27 protein-coding genes and 1 riboswitch are annotated in these 25,038 nt (G+C 42.6%); of the genes, 9 read left to right on the forward strand and 18 right to left on the reverse strand.

Going from position 1 to position 25,038, the window contains the following annotated elements; all coding sequences use genetic code 11:
- Positions 1-7 precede the first annotated feature (7 nt).
- Positions 8-421 (reverse strand): Crp/Fnr family transcriptional regulator, encoded by a 414-nt coding sequence (locus ACK1I8_RS17685; RefSeq protein ID WP_412466612.1) that lies wholly within the window; start codon positions 419-421, stop codon positions 8-10.
- 167 nt (positions 422-588) lie between these two features.
- Between ACK1I8_RS17685 and ACK1I8_RS17690 the strand changes: the two genes are divergently transcribed.
- On the forward strand, positions 589-1,251 hold the full coding sequence (locus ACK1I8_RS17690; RefSeq protein ID WP_412466613.1) for a DUF1349 domain-containing protein: 663 nt from the start codon (positions 589-591) through the stop codon (positions 1,249-1,251).
- 120 nt (positions 1,252-1,371) lie between these two features.
- Here the strand turns inward: ACK1I8_RS17690 and ACK1I8_RS17695 are convergent, their stop codons facing one another.
- Positions 1,372-2,670 carry a leucine-rich repeat-containing protein kinase family protein gene (locus ACK1I8_RS17695; RefSeq protein WP_412466614.1) on the reverse strand — a complete coding sequence of 433 codons (1,299 nt, stop codon included), beginning with the start codon at positions 2,668-2,670 and terminating at the stop codon, positions 1,372-1,374.
- 497 nt (positions 2,671-3,167) lie between these two features.
- On the opposite strand from ACK1I8_RS17695, the gene ACK1I8_RS17700 reads away from it, so the two are divergent.
- The 8 genes from ACK1I8_RS17700 (at position 3,168) to moeB (ending at position 11,607) form a co-directional block, all read left to right on the forward strand.
- Positions 3,168-4,832 carry a S8 family serine peptidase gene (locus ACK1I8_RS17700; RefSeq protein ID WP_412466615.1) on the forward strand — a complete coding sequence of 555 codons (1,665 nt, stop codon included), beginning with the start codon at positions 3,168-3,170 and terminating at the stop codon, positions 4,830-4,832.
- A 352-nt stretch (positions 4,833-5,184) separates the two neighbouring features.
- A riboswitch (TPP riboswitch) is annotated at positions 5,185-5,273 on the forward strand.
- Positions 5,274-5,337: 64 nt separating this feature from the next.
- Positions 5,338-5,541 (forward strand): sulfur carrier protein ThiS, encoded by a 204-nt coding sequence (gene thiS / locus ACK1I8_RS17705; RefSeq protein WP_412466616.1) that lies wholly within the window; start codon positions 5,338-5,340, stop codon positions 5,539-5,541.
- Positions 5,542-5,552: 11 nt separating this feature from the next.
- A complete protein-coding gene (thiC, locus tag ACK1I8_RS17710; RefSeq protein ID WP_412466617.1) occupies positions 5,553-7,436 on the forward strand; it encodes a phosphomethylpyrimidine synthase ThiC in 1,884 nt (627 codons plus the stop codon).
- Positions 7,437-7,442: 6 nt separating this feature from the next.
- On the forward strand, positions 7,443-8,057 hold the full coding sequence (locus tag ACK1I8_RS17715) for a thiamine phosphate synthase (protein ID WP_412466618.1): 615 nt from the start codon (positions 7,443-7,445) through the stop codon (positions 8,055-8,057).
- The gene (locus ACK1I8_RS17720; protein WP_412466619.1) at positions 8,054-8,689 is read left to right on the forward strand and encodes a thiamine phosphate synthase; all 636 of its coding nucleotides are present in this window, start codon (positions 8,054-8,056) and stop codon (positions 8,687-8,689) included. Before ACK1I8_RS17715 ends, ACK1I8_RS17720 begins: the two co-directional genes overlap by 4 nt.
- An 11-nt stretch (positions 8,690-8,700) precedes the next feature.
- Complete coding sequence (locus tag ACK1I8_RS17725; RefSeq protein WP_412466620.1) at positions 8,701-9,471, forward strand: thiazole synthase; 771 nt, start codon at positions 8,701-8,703, stop codon at positions 9,469-9,471.
- A complete protein-coding gene (gene thiH, locus ACK1I8_RS17730; protein WP_412466621.1) occupies positions 9,461-10,582 on the forward strand; it encodes a 2-iminoacetate synthase ThiH in 1,122 nt (373 codons plus the stop codon). Before ACK1I8_RS17725 ends, thiH begins: the two co-directional genes overlap by 11 nt.
- The gene (moeB, locus tag ACK1I8_RS17735; RefSeq protein WP_412466622.1) at positions 10,576-11,607 is read left to right on the forward strand and encodes a molybdopterin-synthase adenylyltransferase MoeB; all 1,032 of its coding nucleotides are present in this window, start codon (positions 10,576-10,578) and stop codon (positions 11,605-11,607) included. The genes thiH and moeB overlap by 7 nt, the downstream gene beginning before the upstream one ends.
- 36 nt (positions 11,608-11,643) lie before the next feature.
- Here the strand turns inward: moeB and ACK1I8_RS17740 are convergent, their stop codons facing one another.
- From ACK1I8_RS17740 to ACK1I8_RS17815, 16 genes are all read right to left on the reverse strand, one after another.
- Positions 11,644-12,009, reverse strand: coding sequence for a hypothetical protein (locus ACK1I8_RS17740; protein WP_412466623.1), 366 nt, complete (start codon positions 12,007-12,009; stop codon positions 11,644-11,646).
- Positions 12,010-12,038: 29 nt separating this feature from the next.
- Positions 12,039-12,221: a hypothetical protein gene (locus tag ACK1I8_RS17745; protein ID WP_412466624.1), complete on the reverse strand. Its 183-nt coding sequence runs from the start codon at positions 12,219-12,221 to the stop codon at positions 12,039-12,041.
- A gap of 1 nt (position 12,222) precedes the next feature.
- Positions 12,223-14,427 carry a peptidase domain-containing ABC transporter gene (locus ACK1I8_RS17750; protein ID WP_412466625.1) on the reverse strand — a complete coding sequence of 735 codons (2,205 nt, stop codon included), beginning with the start codon at positions 14,425-14,427 and terminating at the stop codon, positions 12,223-12,225.
- A 13-nt stretch (positions 14,428-14,440) separates the two neighbouring features.
- The gene (locus tag ACK1I8_RS17755; RefSeq protein ID WP_412466626.1) at positions 14,441-15,394 is read right to left on the reverse strand and encodes an LLM class flavin-dependent oxidoreductase; all 954 of its coding nucleotides are present in this window, start codon (positions 15,392-15,394) and stop codon (positions 14,441-14,443) included.
- A gap of 11 nt (positions 15,395-15,405) precedes the next feature.
- Complete coding sequence (locus ACK1I8_RS17760; RefSeq protein ID WP_412466627.1) at positions 15,406-16,650, reverse strand: lanthionine synthetase LanC family protein; 1,245 nt, start codon at positions 16,648-16,650, stop codon at positions 15,406-15,408.
- Positions 16,647-19,754 carry a lantibiotic dehydratase gene (locus ACK1I8_RS17765; protein ID WP_412466628.1) on the reverse strand — a complete coding sequence of 1,036 codons (3,108 nt, stop codon included), beginning with the start codon at positions 19,752-19,754 and terminating at the stop codon, positions 16,647-16,649. The genes ACK1I8_RS17760 and ACK1I8_RS17765 overlap by 4 nt, the downstream gene beginning before the upstream one ends.
- Before the next feature lie 10 nt (positions 19,755-19,764).
- Complete coding sequence (locus tag ACK1I8_RS17770) at positions 19,765-22,191, reverse strand: outer membrane beta-barrel protein (RefSeq protein ID WP_412466629.1); 2,427 nt, start codon at positions 22,189-22,191, stop codon at positions 19,765-19,767.
- Positions 22,192-22,271: 80 nt separating this feature from the next.
- On the reverse strand, positions 22,272-22,505 hold the full coding sequence (locus ACK1I8_RS17775) for a class I lanthipeptide (protein ID WP_412466630.1): 234 nt from the start codon (positions 22,503-22,505) through the stop codon (positions 22,272-22,274).
- 30 nt (positions 22,506-22,535) lie between these two features.
- A complete protein-coding gene (locus tag ACK1I8_RS17780) occupies positions 22,536-22,775 on the reverse strand; it encodes a class I lanthipeptide (protein ID WP_412466631.1) in 240 nt (79 codons plus the stop codon).
- A 38-nt stretch (positions 22,776-22,813) separates the two neighbouring features.
- Positions 22,814-23,047: a class I lanthipeptide gene (locus ACK1I8_RS17785; protein ID WP_412466632.1), complete on the reverse strand. Its 234-nt coding sequence runs from the start codon at positions 23,045-23,047 to the stop codon at positions 22,814-22,816.
- 29 nt (positions 23,048-23,076) lie between these two features.
- A complete protein-coding gene (locus ACK1I8_RS17790) occupies positions 23,077-23,310 on the reverse strand; it encodes a class I lanthipeptide (protein ID WP_412466633.1) in 234 nt (77 codons plus the stop codon).
- 411 nt (positions 23,311-23,721) lie between these two features.
- Positions 23,722-23,838, reverse strand: coding sequence for a class I lanthipeptide (locus tag ACK1I8_RS17795; RefSeq protein WP_412466634.1), 117 nt, complete (start codon positions 23,836-23,838; stop codon positions 23,722-23,724).
- 25 nt (positions 23,839-23,863) lie between these two features.
- Entirely contained in the window at positions 23,864-24,094 is a 231-nt protein-coding gene (locus ACK1I8_RS17800; RefSeq protein ID WP_412466635.1) for a class I lanthipeptide, read from the reverse strand.
- A gap of 25 nt (positions 24,095-24,119) precedes the next feature.
- A complete protein-coding gene (locus ACK1I8_RS17805; protein WP_412466636.1) occupies positions 24,120-24,353 on the reverse strand; it encodes a class I lanthipeptide in 234 nt (77 codons plus the stop codon).
- Between the two features lie 212 nt (positions 24,354-24,565).
- A complete protein-coding gene (locus tag ACK1I8_RS17810) occupies positions 24,566-24,784 on the reverse strand; it encodes a hypothetical protein (protein ID WP_412466637.1) in 219 nt (72 codons plus the stop codon).
- A 2-nt stretch (positions 24,785-24,786) separates the two neighbouring features.
- Positions 24,787-24,939, reverse strand: a complete 153-nt coding sequence (locus tag ACK1I8_RS17815) for a hypothetical protein (RefSeq protein ID WP_412466638.1) — start codon at positions 24,937-24,939, stop codon at positions 24,787-24,789.
- Between the last annotated feature and the right edge of the window lie 99 nt (positions 24,940-25,038).

Raw genomic sequence — 25,038 nt, forward strand, 5'->3', positions numbered from 1 at the left:
CCCGTTTTTATAAGGCCATATTGCCGGTTGTATATTTTTTCCTGAAAAAATACTCCATTTTGCGAGATGAGGCGCAGAGCTTTTCCTTATTTTCAAAAGAGATGGAAAGTGTTTCTGTGTCTTCAATGCAATCTACATTTAAGGTTGCTGGCATCCCCGTATTAAAAGCATTTGGATCAGAAAACCACCATTCTTCCATAGCCAACTGCAAAATATATTCTTTTCCTTCATGGTCGGTGTAAGAAGATTTAACAATGCCCTTTACCACAAAATGTTCCTGACTGGCCATATCGCCTGCCTGGATAATGTACTGGTGTTTTTTGTATTTCCGCCTGGTAAAAAAAGATGCAGCATAATCAAACTCTTCATCTGTTAAACAAACGATCTGATGGATATGCGCTCTTAAAAAATTTAGTTCCATGTTTCTGATACAAACAAATGTACTGTTTATTCAAGATTTTTAAACCTGATATACTTGTTTTGACCAAATATTTGCGTGATTATCATCACATTAAAATAGTGATGTATGTCCTTTCCTAATTTTTTTTCCTGTTTTATGTTTGCAGCAACACACATACGAACACACAAATGAAACTTAAATTACCAGCGTTGATTGCCGTATTATCTTATTTATTTATTCCAAACGCGCATGCCCAAAGTTTAGCCAAAATGAACTGGTTTAACGAACCTGAAAAATGGGAGATCAAGGATAAAAACACCTTTAGCATGTTTGTTCCGGCCAAAACCGATTACTGGCGGATATCGCACTATGGTTTTACCGTTGATGATGCCCCTTTTTATTACGCTACTTATGGCGGCGAATTTGAGGTAAAAGTAAAAATCACAGGAAATTATATAACCACTTTTGATCAGATGGGACTAATGCTCCGCATTAATGAAGAAGAATGGATTAAGGCCGGGGTTGAGTTTGTAAATGGAAAACAGCACGTAAGTGCGGTGGTAACCCATAAAACCAGCGATTGGAGTGTAGTAGAACTTGAAAAAGCCCCTGCATCAATCTGGATGAAAGCCGTTCGAAAACTGGACGCGGTTGAGATTTTCTATTCATTTGATGATCAAAAATATACCATGCTACGCACCTGCTATTTTAAAGACAATACACCTGTAATGGTGGGTTTGGTCGCTGCCTGCCCGGATGGTAAAGGTTTTAATGCCACCTTTGAAAACTTTAAGGTTACAGCTACACCTGATCAGCGCAGGCTGGATTGGGCAAAAAAACAACAGCATTAATCTAGTTCTTTTAATAAAGCGGTTATTTCGACCCTAGCGCCTGCCCGCACAGCCGGTACTTCGCTTTGCTCCGGTCGATGACTATTTTTTCTATAGACTCAAACTATTAAGCTATTATAATTAAATCTTAACCAACTGATCAACCAATTCCTGGAAAGCTGGTCGCTCCAAAGGCACCGGATTTAAACAGATATCCCGAATTTCGCTGATGGCTTTGTAAACATCATCATTCACCGCTTCATCTTTTAAAGAAAGTAAATCATCCAGCAGGTATCCATAAGCACTTACTTCTATCCGCTCAAGCACAGCTGCAGCCTCAGCTGTTTTATCGTAAAAGCTGGCAGCACCAAAATCGCCGAACAAAGTGTGGCCTTCATCATCAATCAAAGTATTGTGCGCATATAAATCGCCGTGCATCATCCCTGCTTCATGTAATTGAGCGGCTAATGAGGCAATCGTTTTAGCGATGCCTGTAATCTGTTTTTCAGAAAGTTTTCGTTCAGGAGAAAAAACATCCCGGGTACAGCTTTCCAAACTCGGCGGAAGCCCCAGATTATAAAAATAATGAGGGATCAGGTCCATCACCAACCCTTTTTTATCTTCCGGATGTAAGGCAATCTGCCCGATTAAATTAACCAGGCCGGGATGGTATCCTGCAGCTATATAAGCTGTCATTTCATCTTCCGGCAAACCGTCGCTCGTTACATTGCCCTTAAAGATTTTAACCGCCACTTCCCGGGTTTCATCACCGATGGTTCTATTGGCCTTCGAAATTATGCCCGAAGCACCCTCGCCCAATAAATGGCTGATTTCTAAATCATGCCAATTGATCAGTGGAAGTGTTTCAACAACCGGTGTTTTGCTAAAATTATTGCCCGAAAAGGCAATCCATGATAGTTTTGGCAGTTGTGCAATCCACTGTGGTAATTCCTGAAGTTTATTGGCTGAGATCCGCAATAAAGCCAAATTCCGGCAATTGCTCAATTCTTCGGGCAGTGCCGATAAACGGTTGCCTGAAAGCATCAGTTTTTGCATTCTGCTGCAATGGCCTATTTCTTTGGGCAGTTCAGCAATGTTGTTATTCGTTAATATTAACCAGCGTAAATTCGGGTTGACCGACCTGGGCGGTACGATTTCAATCCGGTTCGACTTGAAACCTACAATATCCAGCAACGGGCAGTCGGCCAGTACTTCCGGTAAAACGGTGAAAAGATTTTCGGAACAGAAAAAAATCCTCAGCTTTTTTAACCGGCCGAAATCTGCCGGCAATGCATTTAATTTGTTAAAAGATAAATCCAGCACTTCCAAAGTATCAGCAAGTTCAAATATCTCCTTTGGGAACTCGGTCAGGTTTTCAGAAAGTTTTAAGGATACAGCGCCTTTTAGTTCGCCGCTTTTTAATGCTAACAGGTTTTGCATAGTTTGCGCTGGTTTTTATAATTTGAAACGAAGATAAGGCTAAGTTTTATTTTAATGATATAAATCGAATGTGTGTTCAACCTGTATCTGATCCAAAAATATCCATCATGCGATACCAACAATATTGTTCGCTGGTATTCGTTAATGGCATGGATTAAAATTCACATTGCCTATGTCGCGATCATTAGTCGGCTCATCGGGCATCGTTAGGTCGATTGATTACGTATGGTTAAAGAACAAGTAACCGCATTTTTTCTCAGCCGCTTAATACTCCATAATGTTTATCCCAATCGGCTACGCCGAATAAAAACCGGTTTCACAGATTTTCACTTTATGTTCCTGCAATTCGCCCGAATTATACTATTGTGCTTTGGATTTAACTAAATAGTTGGTTTCAGTTTATTATGCTACTTTTGCCGCACCTGTGAAAAAGGATGTTACCAAAAAGTGAGCTCCTCTTTCTTTAAAAAAAAGATATTACCATTTTTAAGTACATCATGAAATTAAATGTTTATCGCTTTTACCTGATCCTCTTATTATCCTGCTTTTTATTTTCTGCCTGTAAAAAATCAGAAGTTCCGATAGCGCCTCCTGCCATCACCATCTCTATTGTGCCGGGGGAGGTAAAGCTCGCAAACGATAGTTTTTTCGGTGCAAAACTGGAAGTCAAAATCGAAAACCTGCAGCCCGGCGAATCTGATTCAGTGGTATGGAGTTCAGAAAACCCAAGAATTGCCTGGGTAACAGAAAAGGGAGTAGTTTGGCCTGATGCCGCAGGTGAAACCTATATTTTAGCCACAATGGCTAATGGAAAAGGTGTGGCCAGATGTAAGGTGGTGGTTACCGACGGTAACGATTATAAATTCCGTTTAGTACTAAAAGATAAAGGTCAATCGAATTTATCGATCAATTACCCCGAGACATTTCTCTCTCCAAAAGCAATTGAACGAAGACGTAAGCAAAATATCCCTATTGATGCCTCAGATTTACCAATTGCCCCCGAATACCTTAAAGCTATTCAACAGATCGGAGGGACCATTGTTGCCAAAAGCAAGTGGTTAAATACCGTCAGTGTAAACTGCACTGACGAATTTTTAATTGATAAGTACAAAGCTTTGCCTTTTGTTAAAGATGTGATTCTGGTATGGGAAGGAAAAAGGAAAGCAGCAGACACCACACCGAAATATAATGATGTTCCACAAACTGGCAACAATCACACTCCAAATGGCCCATTGAATTATGGTAGTGCATTTGACAACATTAATATAAATAACGGTCAGGTATTGCATAATAAGGGATTTAGAGGAGCGGGAATTGATATTGCCGTGATTGACGCTGGCTTTATCAACTTCAAAACCAACCCTGCTTTAAAAAATGTACATATAAAAGGTGCTAAGTCTTTTGTTTACGAAAATGACAATCCCTACAGTGTAGACAGTCATGGTATCTGGGTAACTTCCTGTATGGCTGCTAATCAGCCAGGCACCTTTGTGGGTACCGCACCGGAAGCAAACTACTGGCTGCTACGCACCGAAGATGAAGCATCCGAATATCCTATCGAAGAAGATTATTGGGTTAATGCCATAGAATATGCTGACAGTGTAGGGGTAGATATTGTAAACTCATCCCTGTATTATACCACAGGCTATTATCTTCCCTCTTCAAGATATAAGTTTGAGGATATGGATGGAAAAACTGCTTTTGCGACGCGGGGAGCTAATGTTGCTGCAAGCAAAGGCATTTTTATTGTTAATTGTGCAGGTAACGAGGGGAACTGGGTAGGTACCCCTGCCGATTCTCCGAATGTACTCACTTTAGGCGCTATCTATAGCAACTTAAAAATCAGCGCTTTCACATGTTCGGGGATTACAACAGACGGCAGAATAAAACCAGATGTAGTAGCTATGGGAGGCGGGCCAAGTGTAGTTAATGAGAGTGGGAACAGCGAGGCCCGTAGTGGAACCTCCTATGCAAGCCCAATCATGTGCGGTCTGGCAGCTTGCTTATGGCAAGCCTATCCAAAGCTTACTAATGTGGAGCTCATGCAGGTAATTAGACAATCTGCCGATCGCGCAACAAAACCAGAGATTCCTTATGGCTATGGCATTGCGAATATGCAAAAGGCTATGGAACTGAGTAAGGCAATTACTGCCTCAAGATAGAGGCTTTAGCTAAAGTCTGCTATGCAGATCACCTGAACACGGCTATGCAGATGGAGAATTTATTGGAGAAATCTTATTTTTTTAAAAACATCATTCAAAGAGTTCTCCGTTTCGCTGTACTACAGTCGAGAGGGCGATCCTTCTATTGGAATTAGTCAACGGTAGCACAACGAAAGATCTTTATTAAATGGATTTTTAATTCGTTTTCCATTTCAATGTTTGCTTAGCAAAGCTTCCACTCGTTTCACTATTTTCGGTATGACAAAAATCCTAATGCAGTTTAGTTTAATGTATAGATTTCATCTATATGTTCTTTTTCATTTGCATTAAAAATTTAATCGCCTATATTTACAAAAAACTTTAGGGGTGCCTACGTGCTGAGAAATACCCTTTGAACCTGATGCAGTTAGTACTGCCGAAGGGAAAAGTGAAAGCAATCTTATCATTGCTGTCTTTTCGATCTCCATTTTGGGGCAATCTCTATAGTTTTTCCAATTTTTTAAATATGGAAGTAACTATAAATAATCAGAAGCACCTGCTTAACGAATCCTGTTCCATCGAACAAATGCTGGCTGCAGTCATTTCAACCGAAACGAATGGCCTGGCCATAGCGGTTAACCAAACCATCATTTCCAAATCAGTTTGGAATACCTATGTGCTAAATCCCGGCGATCAGATTATACTCATTAAAGCCACTCAAGGCGGATAAAACCATCTCACATGAAAACAGAAAAAACACCAGATCAGGAAGTCATCAGCCGCAGCCCGTTTCCGGCTTCACGTAAAATATTTGTGCCAGGTAAAATCCACAATATACAGGTTGCCATGCGTGAAATCAGCCTGACAGAAACCAAAATCCATAATGGCTTTGGTTTAACCGAGCCAAATCCACCGGTAACGGTTTACGATACCAGCGGCCCCTACACTGATCCTGATGCGGTTATTGACGTACGAAAAGGCCTTCCACGATTAAGAGAGCAGTGGATTAAAGACAGACTCGATGTTGAAGAGCTTTCAAAATTATCTTCGGTTTACGGGCAACAGCGGCTAGCCGATGAAAAATTAGATGCCTTACGCTTTAATTTTATCAAAAAACCTTACAGGGGAAAAGCTGGTGCAAATGTATCACAAATGCATTATGCCAAAAAAGGCATCATTACAGCTGAAATGGAATACATTGCCATCAGGGAAAATCAGCAGATCGAATTGTTGAATGCGCAATTGGGCGGGCAGCGGGAGGTTATGAACCATCAGCATCAAGGCAATAGTTTTGGAGCTAATACCCCGAGAGGATACATTACACCGGAATTTGTACGGGATGAAGTGGCTGCAGGTCGTGCGGTAATCCCATGCAATATCAACCATCCTGAACTGGAACCGATGATTATCGGTCGAAATTTTCTGGTAAAAATCAATGCCAATATCGGCAATTCTGCGGTTACTTCCACCATTGAAGAAGAAGTAGAAAAAGCAGTATGGGCCTGCCGTTGGGGCGCAGATACCATTATGGACCTTTCAACAGGAAAGAACATCCACGAAACCCGCGAATGGATCATCCGCAATTCGCCAGTGCCCATTGGTACCGTTCCCATTTATCAGGCCCTCGAAAAAGTAAATGGAAAAGCGGAAGACCTCACCTGGGAAATTTTCCGCGATACCTTGATTGAGCAGGCCGAACAAGGCGTTGATTATTTTACCATCCATGCTGGTGTATTACTTCGTTATGTGCCTTTAACGGCTAAGAGGATTACCGGAATTGTTTCGCGGGGAGGATCCATTATGGCTAAATGGTGCCTGGCCCACCACAAAGAAAATTTCCTTTATACCCATTTTGAGGAGATCTGTGAGATCATGAAAGCTTATGATGTGGCTTTTTCATTAGGCGATGGTTTGAGGCCGGGCTGTATTGCAGATGCAAACGATGCCGCACAGTTTTCGGAACTCGAAACACTTGGTGAACTGACCAAAATTGCCTGGAAACATGATGTCCAGACCATTATCGAAGGACCTGGTCATGTACCAATGCACCTGATTAAAGCCAATATGGAAAAACAGCTGGAACATTGTGCTGAAGCACCATTTTATACTTTGGGCCCGCTAACTACCGATATTGCTCCAGGTTACGACCATATTACATCTGCTATTGGTGCAGCCATGATCGGCTGGTATGGAACAGCAATGTTGTGTTATGTTACGCCTAAAGAACATTTAGGCCTGCCAAACAAAAAAGATGTTAAAGACGGTGTGATTACCTATAAAATTGCCGCACATGCGGCCGACCTGGCCAAAGGACACCCCGGAGCACAATACCGCGATAATGCTTTAAGCAAGGCAAGGTTCGAATTTAGGTGGGGAGATCAGTTTAATCTCTCGCTCGATCCGGATACAGCTAAGGAATTTCATGACGAAACCCTGCCGGCAGAAGGGGCAAAAATTGCGCATTTCTGCTCCATGTGCGGACCGAATTTCTGTTCGATGAAAATTACGCAGGATGTACGCGAATATGCCGCACAACAAGGTGTAGAAGCAAACGAAGCTTTGGCTAAAGGAATGCAGGAAAAATCGAAAGAGTTTACCGAAAAAGGAAGTGAAATTTATTCTTAGCCCGTCATGGAACTGATCGTAATCGCCAAGCCCAACTTTTTTAAAGAAGAATGCCATCTTGTTAACCAGCTTTTCGAAGCTGGTTTACCGGTATTTCATTTGAGGAAGGAAACTCCTGATGAGGTTGCTTACCGAAAGGTTATCGAAGGAATTTCACCCGAATATCATCCACGGATTGCTTTGCATCATTTCCATTCGCTTGCTGAGGATTACAATATCCATCGCATCCATCATACCGAAAGTTTCAGGAAGGAAAGGAATAATGAGGAATTGCCCGAAAGCAAAATTTTAAGCACTTCTATCCATCACCTGGCTGACAGGGGCCAGATCGGGCAATACGATTACAGTTTTTTTGGTCCGGTGTTCAATAGCCTTTCCAAGCCTGGTTACAGGAGTATAATTCCGCCGGATTTCCGTTTGGAAAAACAGTCTGCCAAACCTACAATCATCGCCCTTGGCGGCATCGGATTAACCGAAATCGATAAGGTAAAAGCCATGCATTTCGATGGTGTTGCGCTATTGGGCAGCATCTGGAACGATCCTTCGCAAGCCCTGACTAATTTTAAAAAAGCACAGGCAAAATGCCTTGCTTATACTCAAAATTTAACTATACCATTATGATTCAGCACATCCAATACATCTCGCAGGCCCCTAAAACAGGCACCCATATTGATGCCATTGAGCAGGTACTCCGGGCCGGTGGAAAGTGGATCCAGCTCCGCATTAAAAACCAGGCAGAAGCCGAAATCCTGCCTTTTGCAAAAACCGCACAAGCTTTATGCGAAAGTTATGGAGCCAAACTGATCATCAATGATTATCCACACCTGGCAAAAGCCGTAAACAGTTATGGCGTGCATTTAGGCCTGCAGGATATGCCTATTCCCAAAGCCCGGAAAATTATCGCTAAACATCAGATCATCGGAGGTACGGCAAATACTTTCGAACATATCCGACAAAGGGTAGCTGAAGGAGCAGATTATATTGGCTTGGGACCTTTCAGGTTTACGCGTACAAAAGAAAATCTAAGTCCTATTGTAGGCCTGGAAGGTTACCAGAAGTTAATGGATGAAGTAAGGAAAGCTGGAATCAGTACACCTGTTATTGCCATTGGCGGTATCGAAACAGAAGATATTCCGGCCATACTCGAAACCGGAATTTACGGAATTGCCATCTCAGCGGCACTCACCAACCAAACACAAACAGCTGCGGTTCTTGATGAGATCAACAGCAAATTCAGTATTCATTCGATTTAAAAATTACAGATATGTTGACCATAGCAGATCAAACATTCAGTTCACGCCTTTTTACCGGAACCGGAAAATTCAGTTCGGCAAAAGAGATGGAAAACGCCCTAATTGCTTCGGGCTCCGAACTGGTTACGGTGGCTCTTAAACGTGTAGATCTAAAAAGCAAAGATGATGATATCCTCCATCACCTTAGATACCCGCACATTAATTTATTGCCCAATACTTCTGGTGTGCGTAATGCAAAAGAAGCCGTTTTTGCCGCTCAACTGGCACGCGAAGCCTTAGAAACCAACTGGATCAAACTGGAAATCCATCCAGACCCCAAATATCTTTTGCCCGATCCGATCGAAACGTTAAAAGCGACGGAAGAATTGGTTAAACTTGGTTTTGTAGTACTGCCGTATATCCATGCCGATCCCGTTTTATGCAAACGGCTGGAAGATGCAGGAACTGCAGCGGTAATGCCATTGGGATCGCCCATTGGTAGTAATAAGGGCTTAAGAACGATCGATTTTCTGGAGATCATTATTAGCCAGAGTCGGGTGCCGGTAATTGTGGATGCTGGCATAGGCGCACCCTCTGATGCCGCAAAAGCGATGGAAATTGGGGCAGATGCCGTTTTGGTGAATACCGCGATTGCCATTGCCAAAAAACCGACTGATATGGCGACGGCATTTAAACTGGCTGTTGAAGCCGGCAGAATGGCCTTCGAATCTAAATTAGGTACCCAGCAACATCATGCTGTGGCAAGCAGTCCATTAACCGCATTTTTAGAAGATGAGTTTTAACGAAGTATTTGAGTCCTACAATTGGGGCGATACCAAAGCCAGTATTTACGACAAAACGGCGGCAGATGTGGAAAACGCCTTAAATAACCATAAGCGGACACTGGAAGATTTTAAAGCATTGATCTCTCCGGCGGCTTTGCCCTATCTCGAAGATATGGCGCAGATCAGCCAGCGTTTAACCTTAGATCGCTTTGGCCGGACCATCCAAATGTATATTCCGCTTTACCTTTCCAATGAGTGTAACAATATCTGTACCTATTGTGGCTTTAGTTACGATAACAAAGTGCGGCGCCGAACCCTTAACCCCATGGAAATTATGCAGGAAGTGGCCGTAATTAAAGGTATGGGCTACGATCATGTACTACTGGTAACCGGTGAGGCCAACCAAACGGTACACACTGATTATTTTAAAAAGGTATTGGATCTGATCAGTCCTCATTTTGCCCATATAGCGATGGAGGTACAACCCTTGGATGTGGAAGACTATCAGACACTGATTCCACATGGCTTAAATACGGTACTCGTTTACCAGGAAACCTATCATCAGGACGATTACCGCAAACACCACCCAAAAGGCAAAAAAGCCAACTTTTTGTACCGCCTGGAAACTCCAGACCGTTTGGGGCAGGCCGGTATCCATAAAATGGGGCTTGGCGTACTCATCGGTCTGGAAGACTGGAGAACCGATTCATTTTTTACGGCCCTACATTTATCTTACCTCGAAAAACAGTATTGGCAGAGTAAATTCAGTATCTCCTTTCCGAGATTGCGACCATTTAGTGGTGGTTTGGAACCTAAAGTGGTGATGAAAGATAAGGAGCTGGTACAACTCATCTGTGCTTACCGTTTATTTAATAGTGAAGTGGAACTGTCTATCTCTACCCGCGAAACAGAAACTTTCCGGAACCATATTATTAAGCTGGGGATTACGGCCATCAGTGCCGGGTCAAAAACCAATCCGGGCGGTTACGAAGTTGAGCCTCAATCTTTGGAACAGTTCGAAATATCCGACGAACGTTCAGCGCAGGAAATTGCCGCCATGATCAGAAAACAAGGTTATGAACCCATCTGGAAAGACTGGGACAGGAGTTTAATTCATCAATCATGTTAGCTAAAACAGAATTAAGGCGTTACAACCGCCAGATGATTTTGCCCGAACTGGGCCTGGAGGGACAGGAAAAACTAAAATTGGCCAAAGTGCTGATTATTGGTGCCGGTGGCCTGGGCTGCCCTGTACTACAATACCTTACCGCAGCAGGCGTGGGCAAAATAGGTATTGCAGATGATGATACAGTAGAATTAAGTAACCTGCACCGGCAGATTTTGTATAACCATAACGACATTGGCCAACCAAAAGCAAAGGTGGCCAGTGCAAAACTTGCTTTACTCAATCCCCACGTAACTTTCACGGCTTATTACGAGCGTTTTACTGCTGAACATGCAATACCAATTTGCCAGGAATATGATCTGGTAATGGATTGTTCTGATAATTTTAGTACGAGGTACCTCGTAAACGATACTTGTGTCAACTTAGGCAAAACCCTGATTTTCGGCTCCATCCTGACTTTTGAAGGACAGGTTGCCGTATTCAATCACCAGGGTGGCGCAAACTACCGGGATCTTTACCCGGCACCGCCAGCCGAAAGCATGAATTGCGGAGAAAGTGGTGTAATTGGGGTTTTGCCTGGAATAATCGGTTTGTATATGGCCAACGAAGCCATTAAACTGATCTGCAGCATCGGCGAAACGTTATCAGGCAAACTGATGACTATTGATGCCCTGACCAATAAGGTATCCGTATTTAAAATTGCTTCCGAAAAGCAACCAGCAATAATTAAATCCGAAACGAAGGCAATACAGGAAATTGACAAAACCACTTTAGATCAATGGCTTTTGGCTAACCGGGATGAAGTTTTACTGATCGACGTACGCGAAGATTATGAACATCAAGAAAACAATCTGGGCGGGATAAATATCTCCTTATATGAATTAAAAAATTCGCTTGCTTCTCTGCCTAAAAACAAAAAAGTGGTCTGCTATTGCCAAACCGGGCAAAGGAGTAAAATGGCGGTGCAACTCTTGAAAGCAAATTATCAAGGAGAAGCATATGGATTAAAAGGTGGGTTTATTAGTTAATTGGATTGCTTAATCAAACTGATAATTTAAACTGAATTAAGGCAATACAAAACTAAGGCTATAATGTGCAGTCTTATTAGTTTTTTCTATAGTAGAAACAGGTTTTTGATCTACCAGAACGGATGCCAGCTGTTTATTTTTCGAATAGACAGCAAACTGAACCTTTTGTCCAGATTTCATTTCTATGCTTTTTTCCCACTCACCAGAAATATTTTCTAAAGTTTTCTGGTTCCCACTTTCATCGGTAAAAGTTACTGTAGCACTACTGCTTGCCACTACTTTGTAGGTTACGTTGTAACTGGCTTTAGTTGCGATATTAAGTATGCCTTTGTTCATTTTGTATGTGCCATAAGAGCAGGCACTTAAAAATGCAATAATCAGGTAAACGATATATTTATGCATAATATTAAATTTTGAAGATTCTAAATTAATTATTTATTGTAACCGAAATAGTTAAAAATGGTTAATACTTTAATATCTTCTTTAAAGAAATAAGTGAGGATTGCAACGACGATTATTGCTAACATAATGCCCGAGCCAAAACGTACGATACCTTTTGGTTTTTTATTGAGGATGTGCCTAATGTCAGGGCTCATTTTATCTTGAATTTCCATATTATTTTATCTTTTCGAGTTGGTTATTGATTAAATTGAAATAAGGCCCTTTATTGTTCATCAGGCTCTCGTGGTTTCCGGATTCCAAAATGCGGCCATATTCCATTACAAAGATCTGATCGGCATTTTTGATGGTGCTCAGCCTGTGCGCCACAATAACCACGGTGCGGTTGTCGAAGAAATCGCGGAGGTTGTTCATAATGGTCTGCTCATTGTTGGAGTCAAGGGCATTGGTTGCTTCGTCAAACAGTAACAGTTCAGGGTTTTTATAAACGGCACGGGCAATCAACAAGCGCTGTCGCTGCCCCTGCGAGATGCCATTGGCACCAATACCGATTTCCGTTTCGATCCCTTTTGGCAAATTATATACAAAATCGCCAATATTGGCCATTTTTATGGCATTGTGCAAGCGTTCTTCGTTCACCTCATCAAAACCAAGGGCAATATTTTTGACAATAGTGTCAGAGAAAATGAAACCGTCCTGCAGGACTGTTCCACAAAGGCCGCGCCATTGGCCTACGTCCAGGTCATCGAGTTTTTCGTTACCGATACTAATTGTACCGCCAGTGGGATCGTATAATTTGAGCAAAAGTTTCAAAAGCGTGGTTTTTCCGCTGCCACTAAGGCCAACAATGGCTGTAATTTTCCCTTTTGGGATCACCAAGCTCAGTTTATTGAAAACCGCTTTGTTCTCGAAACCAGGATAGGCAAACTGCAGGTCTTTAACCGAAATATCGCCGATCAAATGATCTATTTCAACACGATGTGCCGTTCCGGGCTGTTCGTCTTCTATTTCATGTATTTCGTTAAGGCGCTCCAGGCTCATTTTGGTGTCCTGATACGATTGCAGGAAGAAAATCAGTGATTCGATAGGTGCAATCAGCTGTCCGACAATAAATTGTATCGCAAACAAACTTCCCAAGCTGATCTCTCCCTTAAGGGTCATAAAAGCGGCGACAAAAGTAATCCCGATGTTGCGCATTTCGGTGATCACCAGCGATCCGGCCTGTTGGTACTGGTTGTAGGTAAGCCCTTTAACCCTCACCTTAAATTCTTTCACAATAAGCGATTCCCACTCCCATCTTTTCTGATCGGCTGAATTGCTGATCTTAATGTCCTGAAAGCCCTCAATAAGCTGTACAATTTTACTCTGCACCGATGAGTTTACCTCAAACCTTTTTTGATCGATCTGCCTGCGCCTGTTGAAGAACAGGAATACCCAACCTACATATAAAATACTGCTCCCGGCAAAAATAAGGAACAGAATGCTGCTGAAATGGAAAAGGATAATGCTCAGTACACAGATGTTAAAGCAGGAGAACACCGTGGTGAGCGTATTGCTGGTTAAAAAGTTTTCTATACGGGTATGGTCGTTCACACGTTGCATCACATCCCCCTGCTTGCGGGTTTCGAAAAAGGAAAGTGGCAGGTTGAGGAGCTTAATAAAAAAGCTGGCCAAAATATTAAGGTTTACCCTAACACTCACGAACAACAAAATCCACGACCTTACAAATTCGATGAACGATTTGGATGCAAATACCACCAGCTGCCCCAGCAGCACCAGGTAGATGAGGTTGACTTCTTTGAGTTTAATACCTTTATCGATCAATAATTTGCTGAGGAAAGGCAGGCTCAGCTCTAAGATAGAACTCGCAACAAGACCAAGCAATAGCTGTAAAATGAGCGATCTATGCTTTTTAAGGTAACCAAGCAGTTTCCAGAAACTGATATTAGTCTGTACCTCCTGCTCCTTCTGGTTAAGCTGTTCCAGATCGGCATCAGGTTCTAAGATCAATGCGTAACCTCTCTCTTCTACCGCATGCCAGTGCTCCAGGAATTCAGCCCTGCTGATCTTTACCTTTCCCTGTGCTGGATCAATAATTACCGCATCATCCATAGTCAGTTTTTTAAGTACCACAAAATGGTTGGCTTTCCAGTGAATGATGGCTGGCCAGATCTCCTCGTTGATCAGGTCGTCGTAAAGCAGTTTTACACAGATGGCGTTCATCCCGAATTTTTCGGCGGCAACCTTAAGCCCCAAAAAAGTACTGCCATCTCGGTTAACCCTGCAGGCCTGCCTGATGGTATTTAAGGTATACGCTTTCCCATAGTAACGTAAAACCATACGCAAACAGGTTGGTCCGCAGTCTTTTGTTTCCAATTGACGGTATATGGGAATGGATGGTCGGTATTTGAGTTTGAACATAGGTAGATTTTAATTAGGCCACTAACTGTTGTTTGTTTTTCATGCCAAATACTTCGCTCATCCAGGCCATGCTTTCCCTCCTGTCGTCAGGATCGCGGGCGATATCAAAAAATATCACCTCATTAGCATCGTATTGCTCGGCATAGGCACTCATTTTGTCGAAAAGCTCCTGTGGCTCGCATACCAGCCTCGTTTTTGGTTCTACAAAGTCGAATTCTGCTTCTGAAAGTGAAATTACCTCTTCGCGTTTGTTCTTATTTGGGCTGGTAAAGCCTGCAAGGGCAATATTTACCTCTGGCAGGTGGCCATATTGATTATAAAAATCTTCACGATAGGCTTTCAGGTTATCAAGGCCCAGTTCGAGGTCTACCCCTTTGTGGAAAAGGGTTCTGGAGCAGTTGAGCTGGTTGTTCAAGCTGGCCTGATAACTGTGAGGCGAACCGCCGAGGTTCCAAAGTGAAGGAACGGAGCCTCTATAGGGAGCCAGGATAACACCATTTTTAACATGTTCGTCCTCATTATTCAACAGGCTGCTGATAGCCGCTATCTGGCTCTGGATGTGCTGCACACCTTCTTCGTGACTGGTAATTTTAGGCTGGCTAAAGAAAGGTAAAAAATTTCCCCCTGGGGTGCCTTTGGCAAAACCCAGATCGATACGGTTATTGAACAGATTATTGAGCATTTTATAGCTCGAAGCAGTTCTAACTGGTGAGGTGTAGCCCACCAGTACCCCCGCCACGCCAACACGTATGGTATTCGTATTTCCACAAATAAGCGGCAGTAGCATATCGGGGCTAAACCATGGCGAGTTGGCAGAAGTGATAAAATGTTCACCATACCACAGGCGGTGGAAACCGAGTTTCTCGGCCAGTACCGCATCTTCTATTACACTTTCGATGATCGAAAGGCTGTCTATCTTTTTGGATCTTGTACCAAAATCCATCAAGCCAATTTTTTGAATACTCATCACCTTTTTATTTAAGATAAAAGAAACATATCAGTCCAGTTTGCAGCAATATCTTCATGTTCGGCAGCTGCCAGCACAAACATCGCCCCGCTTATGCCCTCCAATAGGCCAAAGGCACTTGCTCTGTTCATAAACTCAGGTTTGTTAAGGTCGTTTTCCAAGTGATCTAAAGTGCTTTCCAACCAGACCTGTGCGGCTTCATTGTAAACTGAAAGGCCCGAGAAATGGTAAAGGCGGTTTAAAAAGAGGGCAATGCCTGAGGTACCATGACAGAAATGTGAGTTGATCTTAATACCTGATTGTGGTACCGTGATCAGGCTTTGCGCCATTGCCTTGCCCACCTCATCGGCAAGATCCCGGTAGCGTGCCTCTTCAAAAGCCGCACTGCTTTGATACAGCAGCCAGGTTACCGCAAGATCGCCATAGCACCAACTGTAGTTTTCGGCATAAAACTCGCCATCAAGCAGCTCTTGCTTGCTCAGGTCTTCGTTAACCAGGAGCGGGAAAGCTGAAAAGTTAGTTCCAGCACGTGGATGGTAGTAGTGGATAAAGTAATCCAGCCCCTGTTTAATGACTTTTTCCAGTTTTTCCTTTGCAATGCCCCCATTGAAAATATTCAACAGCACCAAAAGGATGCCCGCATTGCCATGCGAAAGGCTCAAATTAGTATTATCAGTATTTTGGAACTCTTTTACGGTACTGTTTGGGAAACGCAGGCCTTTTTCGTCAATTATGGCAAATTTCAGGAGCTCATCCACAAGAATATCGAGGTACTTTTCGCGGCTAGGGTCACCTTTGCAGCTTAAAAGATAAAGCATCTGTCCGCTCGCGCCATGCAGAAAATCAGTATTTTCTTCTTTGAGCAAGCGTTGCGTATCTTCAAAAATAAGTTCGTTGATGGGCAGTACTTCCTCAACGAAAAGTTCATCAAGGTATTCCTGCTCTACCAGTTTCTGGATCAGGAAATAAAAGCCAGATAAACCACTGCAGAAAGTCATGTATTTGCTGGCCATATTTTCCTGCGAGTTGTACGATTCGATCAGCTTTTCGAGCGCAATGTATGCGTCGGTTTCGCCTTCGGGGAAAGCTTTCAACAGACTGAAGTAATAATAAACGATCCCGGCATAGCCGTTAAACAGGTTACCGTTGGCAATGAAATCAGCCTGGTTCTCCTGATCGTGGAGCAAATGCTTGATCTGCTCAAATACCACTTTAATACGGGTATTAATGGTGTTTTCTGCTTCTAAAGTGCTCATATTTTAGTTTTTTGACGGTGAAAGGTTGATTTATAATACATTAAAAGAAAATCGTACACCACCAGTTCGTGTACACGCTGTTTGGTTTTGAACAGGCGGTTCATGTTCATATGAATGTAGCTGATTAATAGGCTGTTCAGGTCCTGACTGATTGATCCTTCTGCTATTTTCGCTTTGATGGTCTGCGCCAAAGGGATGATCTCGAAACTGCGGTACTGCAAAAGATCGGAGCCCGAAAAATCGTTACCTGCATCGAGGTGTTTCGCGATCAATTCTTTGCTGAATCTGTATTTCTGCGATAACTGTTTGATCAGCAGCGCATCCGAGTTAAATTCCTGATGAAAAGATGCAGAGAGGATTTCCATTACCTTGAGCTTATCGGCAAGCGAAAACTCGAAATCGTTCAACAAGCTGTCGATAGATCTGATACCCCACAGCCAACGCAGCTGCTCAAAATTCTCTATCATATCCCGGCGCGATAAAAAGCTCGATACGGCCAGGCTGTCGTGGCAGAACAACTGCTCGCTCAGGGCAATTCCACCGGCGCTGTAACGTTCAATCTCTCGTTCGTAGGTATCGAACTGTATTTTCCAAACCAAACCGGTTTCAGATAGTTTTTCGAAAGCCTTATTGATTTGTCGCATCACCGTTCCCAGGCCTTCAATAGCGCTTACATGCACCCTGAATCTTAAATGTGGCTCTGGATCTGCGTACCTGATGAAGAACCACTGATCGATCAATCCGGCATTCGCAAGTTGTTTGGCCAGGTCGAGCAACTCGTTGCCGATCAGCTGATCGGAAGTTTTTACACCGCTGTAAATTTTGGCGTAAAGCCATTCTTCTCCAGGAAAATATTGCCTTTTCACTTCTTTATCGTTCTGGGGGCTTGGGTTAAACACGGGGGTTGGTCTTTTTTTGTCGTCGTTTCTGGTTAACAGGGCAACGAACTGGTTATTAACTGCTTTTGCATCTGCATCTTTCAATATATTGTTGCTAATGGGCAGGTATTCTTTTAGTACAATCTGACTGCGTTTTTTGCAGGCCGAAATCCATGCCAGCACTTCTATCCGGTTTTCCTGATGTACCAAGAGTTCGTTATCCTCGTCGGCGAAGATGAAAGTGTTCGGCAGCTCCCATTTGTCGAAGAACTTCTTAACTTTTTTATCGTGATCGGGGGCGTTTACGGCCAAAATTTCTTTAATGTCCTCTGCCTGCAGATACCAGGAGGCCAATGAAAGAATCACTTCTTTGTACTTAATCCTTGGGATCTTAAAAATGCCAAGCTTTGGTAATATCTCGAGATTTAAACCTAACCAGTATTTATGGTCGGCACCCTGTAAATCGCCGAGGAAATGGTATACCGGCAAGGCGTTCATGCCATAGTTATGGGCATTGCTCAAGCGCGGTATCACTGCTTTGTTCAGGCGTTTGCTCCTTAAATAAAGCTGTCCGTTGCGTACCGAAACCATCAGGTCGCTAAGGCTGATCTCACTTTCCCCCGATTCACTTCCTGCCAGTACAGGGATTTGATAATCCCTGAATTTTGGCCTCGATGCAATGTTGCCATGGCGGTCTTCGGGCAGGTGAGCCACTTCGGCCACTACCGAACCTTCGTAATAAGCGTTTTCTACAGTGTTAATATCCCTTAAGATCTGCTCAAATTTTTGATCGCCATGTCCAAACCTGCCAATCATACAAGCGCCGGTTGGCCAGCCGCAGTGTTCCAGGTAAATTTGGTCCTCGTCTCCACCGTTAAGCCTGAAAATAATAGAAAAACTTGGGGGCAAATCGCTCGGATTGATATGGAGATTACCCAGGTTTTGCTGGTCCAAGCTAACTTCTTTGCTTGAAGGATTATTGGTTAAATAGCCGATCAGCCATTTGCTAAATTCGGTATATTGGGTTTCCCTGATCTCACTGGTGGTACTCGATGAAAACACCATCCGGTGTACCAATGGTGCCTCGCCCGCCAGGTGCGTGTTGGCTGCATAACCTAAGCCCGATTCGGGGTCTAATGCCTGTAACAATGGCACCTCCTGCTCATCATAACGATCTGCAAAGCGGTTTTTAAATGCCTGCAGGTCTTTGTTATTATGTTTTGGTGTAAGCTGGTTCAAAAACTGAACGGCTTCTATCAGTTTATCGGCATAGCGGTTGCTGAGTGTTTGTTCAGAGCCGTCTTTATAAAGATCTACTTGAAACATGCTTTCGCTGTTAAATTCGATGTTCAGCTGGTGCAATATGTTCGAAATTTCTTCCTTTTTTTGAATAACACTCCCCGTATCTGCCAAAATCGCCTTAATTTTTTTAAAGGCCAAAAGGTAGTTAAGGGCATCGTCGTTATCAGTATCTACGGCCAGTACATTACCTAAACTTTCGATAATCTGATCAAGAAAATCAGCGCCGCTTACCCTTGGTTCAAGGTCGCTCCATAAAACCTGTCCATCAATCAGCTCGTCCAGAAATGCGCTGGCTTCTTCGGCCTCTACCTCAAAAGCTTCTGCAATAAATGCAGCGATAGTAGGGTATGGCTTTGCTACTTGGCAGAAAGCGATAATCTCGGCTAAATATTCGGATCCGCTTACCGATGAAACCGTATATTTCCGGTAGCCGAAAGTTTTGTAATCAACCATCCTGTAATTCCCATCGATATCGTAAAGGGTTTTGTTTACGCTAAACCTTAACGATTTTTTGATGCGTTCGTTTTTAAGTACATAACGGAAAATGGTACAGAGTACGCCCATATCCAAGCGGGTGTGCTTATGGATAGCTCCTAGCTCCAACTTCGTATCTGCGGCCCAGGTTACAGGTGCGCATCCGGCAAACAACCCGAAAGGTGTTGCCCGGTTCTTGGTCCTGCTGATGTATTTTGATAGGGCCACCTCGATCTTTTCAAGTTTTTTCAGGTCGGTAATGGTATCGATACGAAGTACTGCTTCGTACAGGTCTTTAGAAGCGATCCATAGGGCCTCCATAAAGAAATCATCGTTGATAAACTCCCTGATTAGTTCCTGATTGATCTGCCCCTCATTGTGATAAGATGGAAACCTGAGCATCAGGTCGGGTAAGAACTGGTATTGTCCGTTAAGTGCGTCCCTTTTCATAATCTGTTGTTTAAAATCCAATTGGGTTAGTGCTTCCTTCTTTAGTATCGTTATCTTTAATATTGGTTTTGCTCTTTTTATTTACTTTATCATTGCCAAACTGGTAGCTGAAACCAAAGGTTAATCCCCTGCCGTAAACGCTCTGGATATTCTGATTGGTAAGGCCCCCATTGATGTTCAGCATATCATACTCGATCTTATTGTTCAATGGATTGATCACCCCAATACTCAGGTTTATCCGATCTTTCATAAAAGATTTGTTAAGACTTATTGATGAGGTGTTTGGCTGTACTGTTCGGCTCTGGAAAAAATAATTTTTGGAGTTCAGGTAGTATTCGGCCTGCAGGTTGTAACCACCTTTAAAATTGTAAGTACCAATAAAACTGGCATTAAAATTTAATTTTTCGTTATAAGTGGCATTAAAGGCCGCATCATTGGTAGAGATGAGGTTTAATGTACCGCCCAAGGTGAGGCCCAAAGCTTTGGTAATGCTCAGGTTCAGATTTGCCGAGGTGCCGAACTGCCTGTATGAGCCGATGTTTTTATAGGTAATCTGGTTTACATTGCTTACAAGTTGATTTACGCGTAGAATATAATCTGACCAGAAATCGGCACTCGCATCCACATAAAGGTAAACTTTACCGGCATTGTGCGAAAAGGCAAGGCTTAGGCCATTTTTATGTTCTGCCTGTAGATCTGGATTGCCCTGCGAAACTGTATTGGCATTTACAAAATTCTGGAAAGGGTTAAGGTAAGAAATACCCGGCCTCGAGATCTTGTAGCTGTAAGTAAGACTGATCATTCCGTTTTTAAGGTTCCGGCCGATTACATAAGTAGGCAAAAAGCTGTTAAAACCCTGATTAACGCTGCTATTAGTCGACATGAACCTGGCATCGTTCTGCGTCCTTTCGTAACGCATACCACCTATCATGGTCCACTTTTTGGGCATCATCAACTGGAACTGCCCAAATGCGGCATAAATCCCCTGATCATAGGCATATTCGTCGGTTAGGGCCGGAGCTGCATTCAACTGGTTGCTCATCACATTCTGATACTGCGAACCGAAATGCCTGTTGGTAATCTTGATACCAGCCTGCAGTTTATGTTTACCCAAAGGAAGTTTATAATCAGATTGCAGGATAAGCGTACGGATATTGCTGTTATTGATGCTTAATTCCCTTAAAAAAGGGGTATCATTACCAGATATGTAGTTATTGGTGCTGTTGTTCAGGTTATCTTGTTTACCTGTGGTGAACAAAGCGCCTACATTAAATTCTTTTCCAGGTTTATTAAGCTTTAATTTATAATCAAGGTTGGCCGAGAGGCTATTGGCTTTAACTGAATTGTTGGAAAAACGATTAAATACGTTTAATGCCCCCTGATTATTGATATTGGTTTGAAGGTTCTGATTAAAAGTATAGGGCGAATTAGAGGCTGTAAAACCTGCATTAAGTGATTCGTTCTTGCTGATTTCGTAAAACAGTCCTCCGTTTAAGTAAACCGGGTTGCCTTCGTAACCTAAATTTCCCTGTTGTGTTTGTGAAAAATTATTCACAGAGTAAAGCTGGTTGCTAAAGCCCAACGTTTTAAAATTGGTATAACTGCCGTTGAGCGAAAAATTTAACTTGCCTACACCATAAGTAAAATTTAAGGTAGGCTTGGTGGTATAACTTTTACCGATGGTTGATTCTACGCCCACAGTAAGATTTCCGCCCAAAGAAAGCGTATTTTTGGTGATGATGTTGATGATACCGGCCAGGCTCTCGCCATCGTTGCTGGCGCCTGGATTGGTAATTACTTCTATGCTTTCTACATTGGCCGTTGGGATCATTTTAAGGGCTTGGTCTACCGGAATGGCATAATCGGTAACCGAGCGCCCGTTAACCTGTACCTGCACTTTTTCACTGCCTTTTAAAGAAGGAACGCCTTTAAAATCGACGGTAACCAACGGAACTTTTTTAATCACCTCGCTAAGTGACCTATTTTTTGCCATCGGATCGCGGTCTACATGGTAAACAATCTTCTCGGCGGTGTTTTCAATCACTTTTCGCCTGGCAAAGACCGAAACCTCTTTCAACAGTTCAGTGTTTATTTTTACGTTAAAAACCTTACTTAATGCATGTGCCGGATTATCAGTAGCCACGAGGTTGAAAGCCTGGTTTTCATTACCCATATAAAATACTTTAACCTGATAGGTGCCTGGTTTTATCTTCGCTTCAAACCTGCCCAAAGTATCGGTAAGGACCTGTGCGATTATTTTAAGGCCGTCGTTAATTACCACTTGAGCATAAATGAGCGGTTCTTTAGAAGCAGAATCGATTACCTTACCGGTAAATTTTAAGCTTACACTGTCTGCAACAGTGCTTTTTGCTTTCGCATGACTGGCAAAGGCAGCTGTACTTAAAAAAACGAGTATGAATATGATATATGTTTTCATGGCTTTTAGTATTAAGCAGCATGCTTGTGTTTTGCTGCGGTTTAAAACATTGCCGGTAAATACCGGCAATGTGTATTGGTTTAGCAGCTACATTTACATGTACTTGTAGCCGGACAGGTTTTAGAAGCGATAATGGATTGCTGACCGCAACTTCCACCTTCAGCTTCTGCAGCAGAAAGGATCGGGATATCAATTACAACTGTAGAGCCATCGGCCGCAGCCTGACCACCGTTTACCAGTTCCATTTGTTCTTCGTTCAATTTTGCAACAGTTTCTTTGTTCAGAGAAAGTTTGGTTTTTAATTGCTTTTTCATGTAATGATGTTTTTTATGGTTGGTGATTGATTATTTACAGCTACACTCGCAGGTACTGGTCGCCGGACAGGTTTTAGAAGCAATAATAGATTGTTTGCCACAGCTATCGCCATCAACAGCAGATGATTCTGCTGCAAAGCCTAAGCCGATCACAACTGTTGAACCCTCAGCTGCAGCCTGACCGCCAGCTACCAGTTCCATTTGCTCTTCATTTAGTTTTGCAACCGTTTCTTTGTTAAGAGAAAGTTTGGTTTTTAATTGTTTTTTCATGTTTTTGAGGTTTATGTATATAAATTGATCAATTGTTTTTAGCAGCTGCATTTACAGGTACTGGTTGCTGGACAGGTTTTTGAGGCAATGATCGATTGCTTACCACAGCTACCACCGTCATCGGCTACCGAAGCTTCAGCTTCGAAGCCGATGACCACAGTTGATCCTTCGGCAGCAGCCTGGCCGCCAGCTATCAGTTCCATTTGCTCTTCATTTAGCTTTGCAACGGTCTCTTTGTTAAGGGAAAGTTTGGTTTTGAATTGTTTTTTCATTGTTAAGATGTTTTATAATGAATGATTGATTAACTGCAATGACAATCGCAGGTACTGGTTGATGGGCAGGTTTTAGAGGCGATAATTGATTTTTTACCGCAGCTTCCGCCATCGGCAGCTTCAGCTTCTGCACTCAAGCCCACCACGAAGGTAGAGCCGTCAGCAGCAGCCTGGCCACCAGCGATCAGTTCCATCTGCTCTTCGTTGAGCTTTGCCACGGTTTCCTTGTTAAGGGATAGTTTGGTTTTGAGTTGTTTTTTCATACAGATTTGATTTTATGGTGATTGATTAAATTGTTTTACTGTTTATTAGTACCCCGGACAACCGATAGGCATGACCTGAGGAAAGGTTTTTGAAACCATTATCGTTTTTTTACCACAGTCTTCTTCCGTCGCGAAACATCTTAAGGAACATCAACTACAATGGTTGCAGCAGCGCCCAGGTCCTGTCCTCCGGCCCGCATTTCCAAGCAGTTCTTCATTTATTTTTGTGAGTTTCTCCTTACTTAATAAGAGTCTTGTTTTGAGATGTTTTTTGAGTTATTCAGTTCCGGTATTATTAAGTCGCGCAGCAACAAGTACTGGTAAGTGGACAGGTTTTGGAATGAATGGGACATGAAGGACCTGTGCTGCCGCGGCATTTACCTGTATCAGTATCAAACCCAATTGCTATCACTACTGTGGTATTAGCGCCGGCAGCCTGACTTCTGCTACCAGTTTCATTTGCTCTTCATTAAGCTTAGCTACTGTTTCTTTATTCAGGATAAGTTTTGTTTTCAGTTGTTTTTTCATGATGATGTAGGGTTAGATATTTTCATTATTCGCACACGCATAGGCATGAACTCGTTGCCGGGCATGTTTTGGAAACCTGAACGGTTTGAGTACCGCAGTTACCTACATCTCCTGCCAGGTCTACCTCGGTTTTCACCGTAACCTGTGCATTAGCTGCGGGGCCCTGCCCTCCGGCGATGAGTTCCATTTGTTCCTCATTCAGTTTAGCAATCGTTTCCTTCGCTAAGGAAAGTTTGATTTTGGGCTGCTTTTTCATTTTGTATATTTTTTATATCACTAAGTTATTCGCAGGTACAAGCACATGAACCGGTTGCTGGACAGGTTTTTGATTTCATAAATGTTGGATTGCAACTTCCTCCTTGTTCAGTTGAAGAACTAAGTCCTTCTTCCATAATCACCGTAACTAACTTGCTGCAAACCGAATGTCCTCCGGAAATCAGTTCCATTTGTTCTTCATTCAGTTTAGCAATGGTTTCCTTAGCTAAAGAAAGTTTGATTTTAGGCTGCTTTTTCATGTTCAGTAGTTTAAAATTCAGATTAATGATTAAAGTCAGGTGAAAATCGGAATGCCTTGAAGGATAGTAGATGGCTATCCTCCATAAGCATTCTCAATAGAGCCATTCCGAGCGGTTTTTCATAGGTAGATCTGCTGTTCAGGCTAAGTATATCTTCTGGTATAGCTTTGTCTATTAATCTTCACAATAATTATTTAAATGGATGTAGATTTTTATAGTAAGACGTCTTCCTGGCTTATACGTTTATTATACTGGTTACGCTGGGCAACATGCATTAAGGCGTAGCCCGATAGTTGCCCTTCGAAAGGAAGGTTTAAGGAGAAACGGATATCAGCTTCTGATTGCCCCCCTCCAATCATGTCGCTCATCTCGTCGGTTAACACGGTAGCCGTGTTTTCCAGGCCAAGCTTTTTCAGTAGTGTTGCTTTCATAATTAAATACCTGTTAATGTTGTTACCAGTGTTTCTGTTGGAAAGTAACTTCCGCACTGATTTAAAACCATTGTTTTTGCAGACGTACTGCGGTTAAGAATCTGAATTTGTTTAACTTCGATTTGCGGTAGTGAAACTTTAATTTGATTTTTCATAGCTTTATGGTTTGTTGTTGACATAAATTTGGAGTTTGTTATAAAGCCTTCAAAATAATTTGTACCAATGAGCGGTTTTGAATGACGAATGAGTAGCTA

Origin of the sequence: Pedobacter sp. KLB.chiD (assembly GCF_047040275.1) — a bacterium.
In the GTDB taxonomy this organism is placed as follows: domain Bacteria; phylum Bacteroidota; class Bacteroidia; order Sphingobacteriales; family Sphingobacteriaceae; genus Pedobacter.

Excerpts from the sequence above, each read along its gene's own strand:
- thiS (WP_412466616.1), top strand. The coding sequence starts at position 5,338 with ATGGAAGTAACTATAAATAATCAGAAGCACCTGCTTAACGAATCCTGT.
- moeB (WP_412466622.1), top strand. The coding sequence starts at position 10,576 with ATGTTAGCTAAAACAGAATTAAGGCGTTACAACCGCCAGATGATTTTG.
- ACK1I8_RS17750 (WP_412466625.1), bottom strand. The coding sequence starts at position 14,427 with ATGTTCAAACTCAAATACCGACCATCCATTCCCATATACCGTCAATTG.
- ACK1I8_RS17800 (WP_412466635.1), bottom strand. The coding sequence starts at position 24,094 with ATGAAAAAGCAGCCCAAAATCAAACTTTCCTTAGCGAAGGAAACGATT.
- ACK1I8_RS17760 (WP_412466627.1), bottom strand. The coding sequence starts at position 16,650 with ATGAGCACTTTAGAAGCAGAAAACACCATTAATACCCGTATTAAAGTG.
- ACK1I8_RS17815 (WP_412466638.1), bottom strand. The coding sequence starts at position 24,939 with ATGAAAAATCAAATTAAAGTTTCACTACCGCAAATCGAAGTTAAACAA.
- ACK1I8_RS17780 (WP_412466631.1), bottom strand. The coding sequence starts at position 22,775 with ATGAAAAAACAATTAAAAACCAAACTTTCTCTTAACAAAGAAACGGTT.
- ACK1I8_RS17685 (WP_412466612.1), bottom strand. The coding sequence starts at position 421 with ATGGAACTAAATTTTTTAAGAGCGCATATCCATCAGATCGTTTGTTTA.
- thiH (WP_412466621.1), top strand. The coding sequence starts at position 9,461 with ATGAGTTTTAACGAAGTATTTGAGTCCTACAATTGGGGCGATACCAAA.
- ACK1I8_RS17775 (WP_412466630.1), bottom strand. The coding sequence starts at position 22,505 with ATGAAAAAGCAATTAAAAACCAAACTTTCTCTGAACAAAGAAACTGTT.
- ACK1I8_RS17690 (WP_412466613.1), top strand. The coding sequence starts at position 589 with ATGAAACTTAAATTACCAGCGTTGATTGCCGTATTATCTTATTTATTT.
- ACK1I8_RS17695 (WP_412466614.1), bottom strand. The coding sequence starts at position 2,670 with ATGCAAAACCTGTTAGCATTAAAAAGCGGCGAACTAAAAGGCGCTGTA.
- ACK1I8_RS17745 (WP_412466624.1), bottom strand. The coding sequence starts at position 12,221 with ATGGAAATTCAAGATAAAATGAGCCCTGACATTAGGCACATCCTCAAT.
- ACK1I8_RS17725 (WP_412466620.1), top strand. The coding sequence starts at position 8,701 with ATGTTGACCATAGCAGATCAAACATTCAGTTCACGCCTTTTTACCGGA.
- ACK1I8_RS17805 (WP_412466636.1), bottom strand. The coding sequence starts at position 24,353 with ATGAAAAAGCAGCCTAAAATCAAACTTTCTTTAGCTAAGGAAACCATT.
- thiC (WP_412466617.1), top strand. The coding sequence starts at position 5,553 with ATGAAAACAGAAAAAACACCAGATCAGGAAGTCATCAGCCGCAGCCCG.
- ACK1I8_RS17700 (WP_412466615.1), top strand. The coding sequence starts at position 3,168 with ATGAAATTAAATGTTTATCGCTTTTACCTGATCCTCTTATTATCCTGC.
- ACK1I8_RS17715 (WP_412466618.1), top strand. The coding sequence starts at position 7,443 with ATGGAACTGATCGTAATCGCCAAGCCCAACTTTTTTAAAGAAGAATGC.
- ACK1I8_RS17720 (WP_412466619.1), top strand. The coding sequence starts at position 8,054 with ATGATTCAGCACATCCAATACATCTCGCAGGCCCCTAAAACAGGCACC.
- ACK1I8_RS17770 (WP_412466629.1), bottom strand. The coding sequence starts at position 22,191 with ATGAAAACATATATCATATTCATACTCGTTTTTTTAAGTACAGCTGCC.
- ACK1I8_RS17790 (WP_412466633.1), bottom strand. The coding sequence starts at position 23,310 with ATGAAAAAACAACTCAAAACCAAACTATCCCTTAACAAGGAAACCGTG.
- ACK1I8_RS17785 (WP_412466632.1), bottom strand. The coding sequence starts at position 23,047 with ATGAAAAAACAATTCAAAACCAAACTTTCCCTTAACAAAGAGACCGTT.
- ACK1I8_RS17755 (WP_412466626.1), bottom strand. The coding sequence starts at position 15,394 with ATGAGTATTCAAAAAATTGGCTTGATGGATTTTGGTACAAGATCCAAA.
- ACK1I8_RS17810 (WP_412466637.1), bottom strand. The coding sequence starts at position 24,784 with ATGAAAGCAACACTACTGAAAAAGCTTGGCCTGGAAAACACGGCTACC.
- ACK1I8_RS17740 (WP_412466623.1), bottom strand. The coding sequence starts at position 12,009 with ATGCATAAATATATCGTTTACCTGATTATTGCATTTTTAAGTGCCTGC.
- ACK1I8_RS17795 (WP_412466634.1), bottom strand. The coding sequence starts at position 23,838 with ATGAAAAAACAACTGAAAACAAAACTTATCCTGAATAAAGAAACAGTA.
- ACK1I8_RS17765 (WP_412466628.1), bottom strand. The coding sequence starts at position 19,754 with ATGAAAAGGGACGCACTTAACGGACAATACCAGTTCTTACCCGACCTG.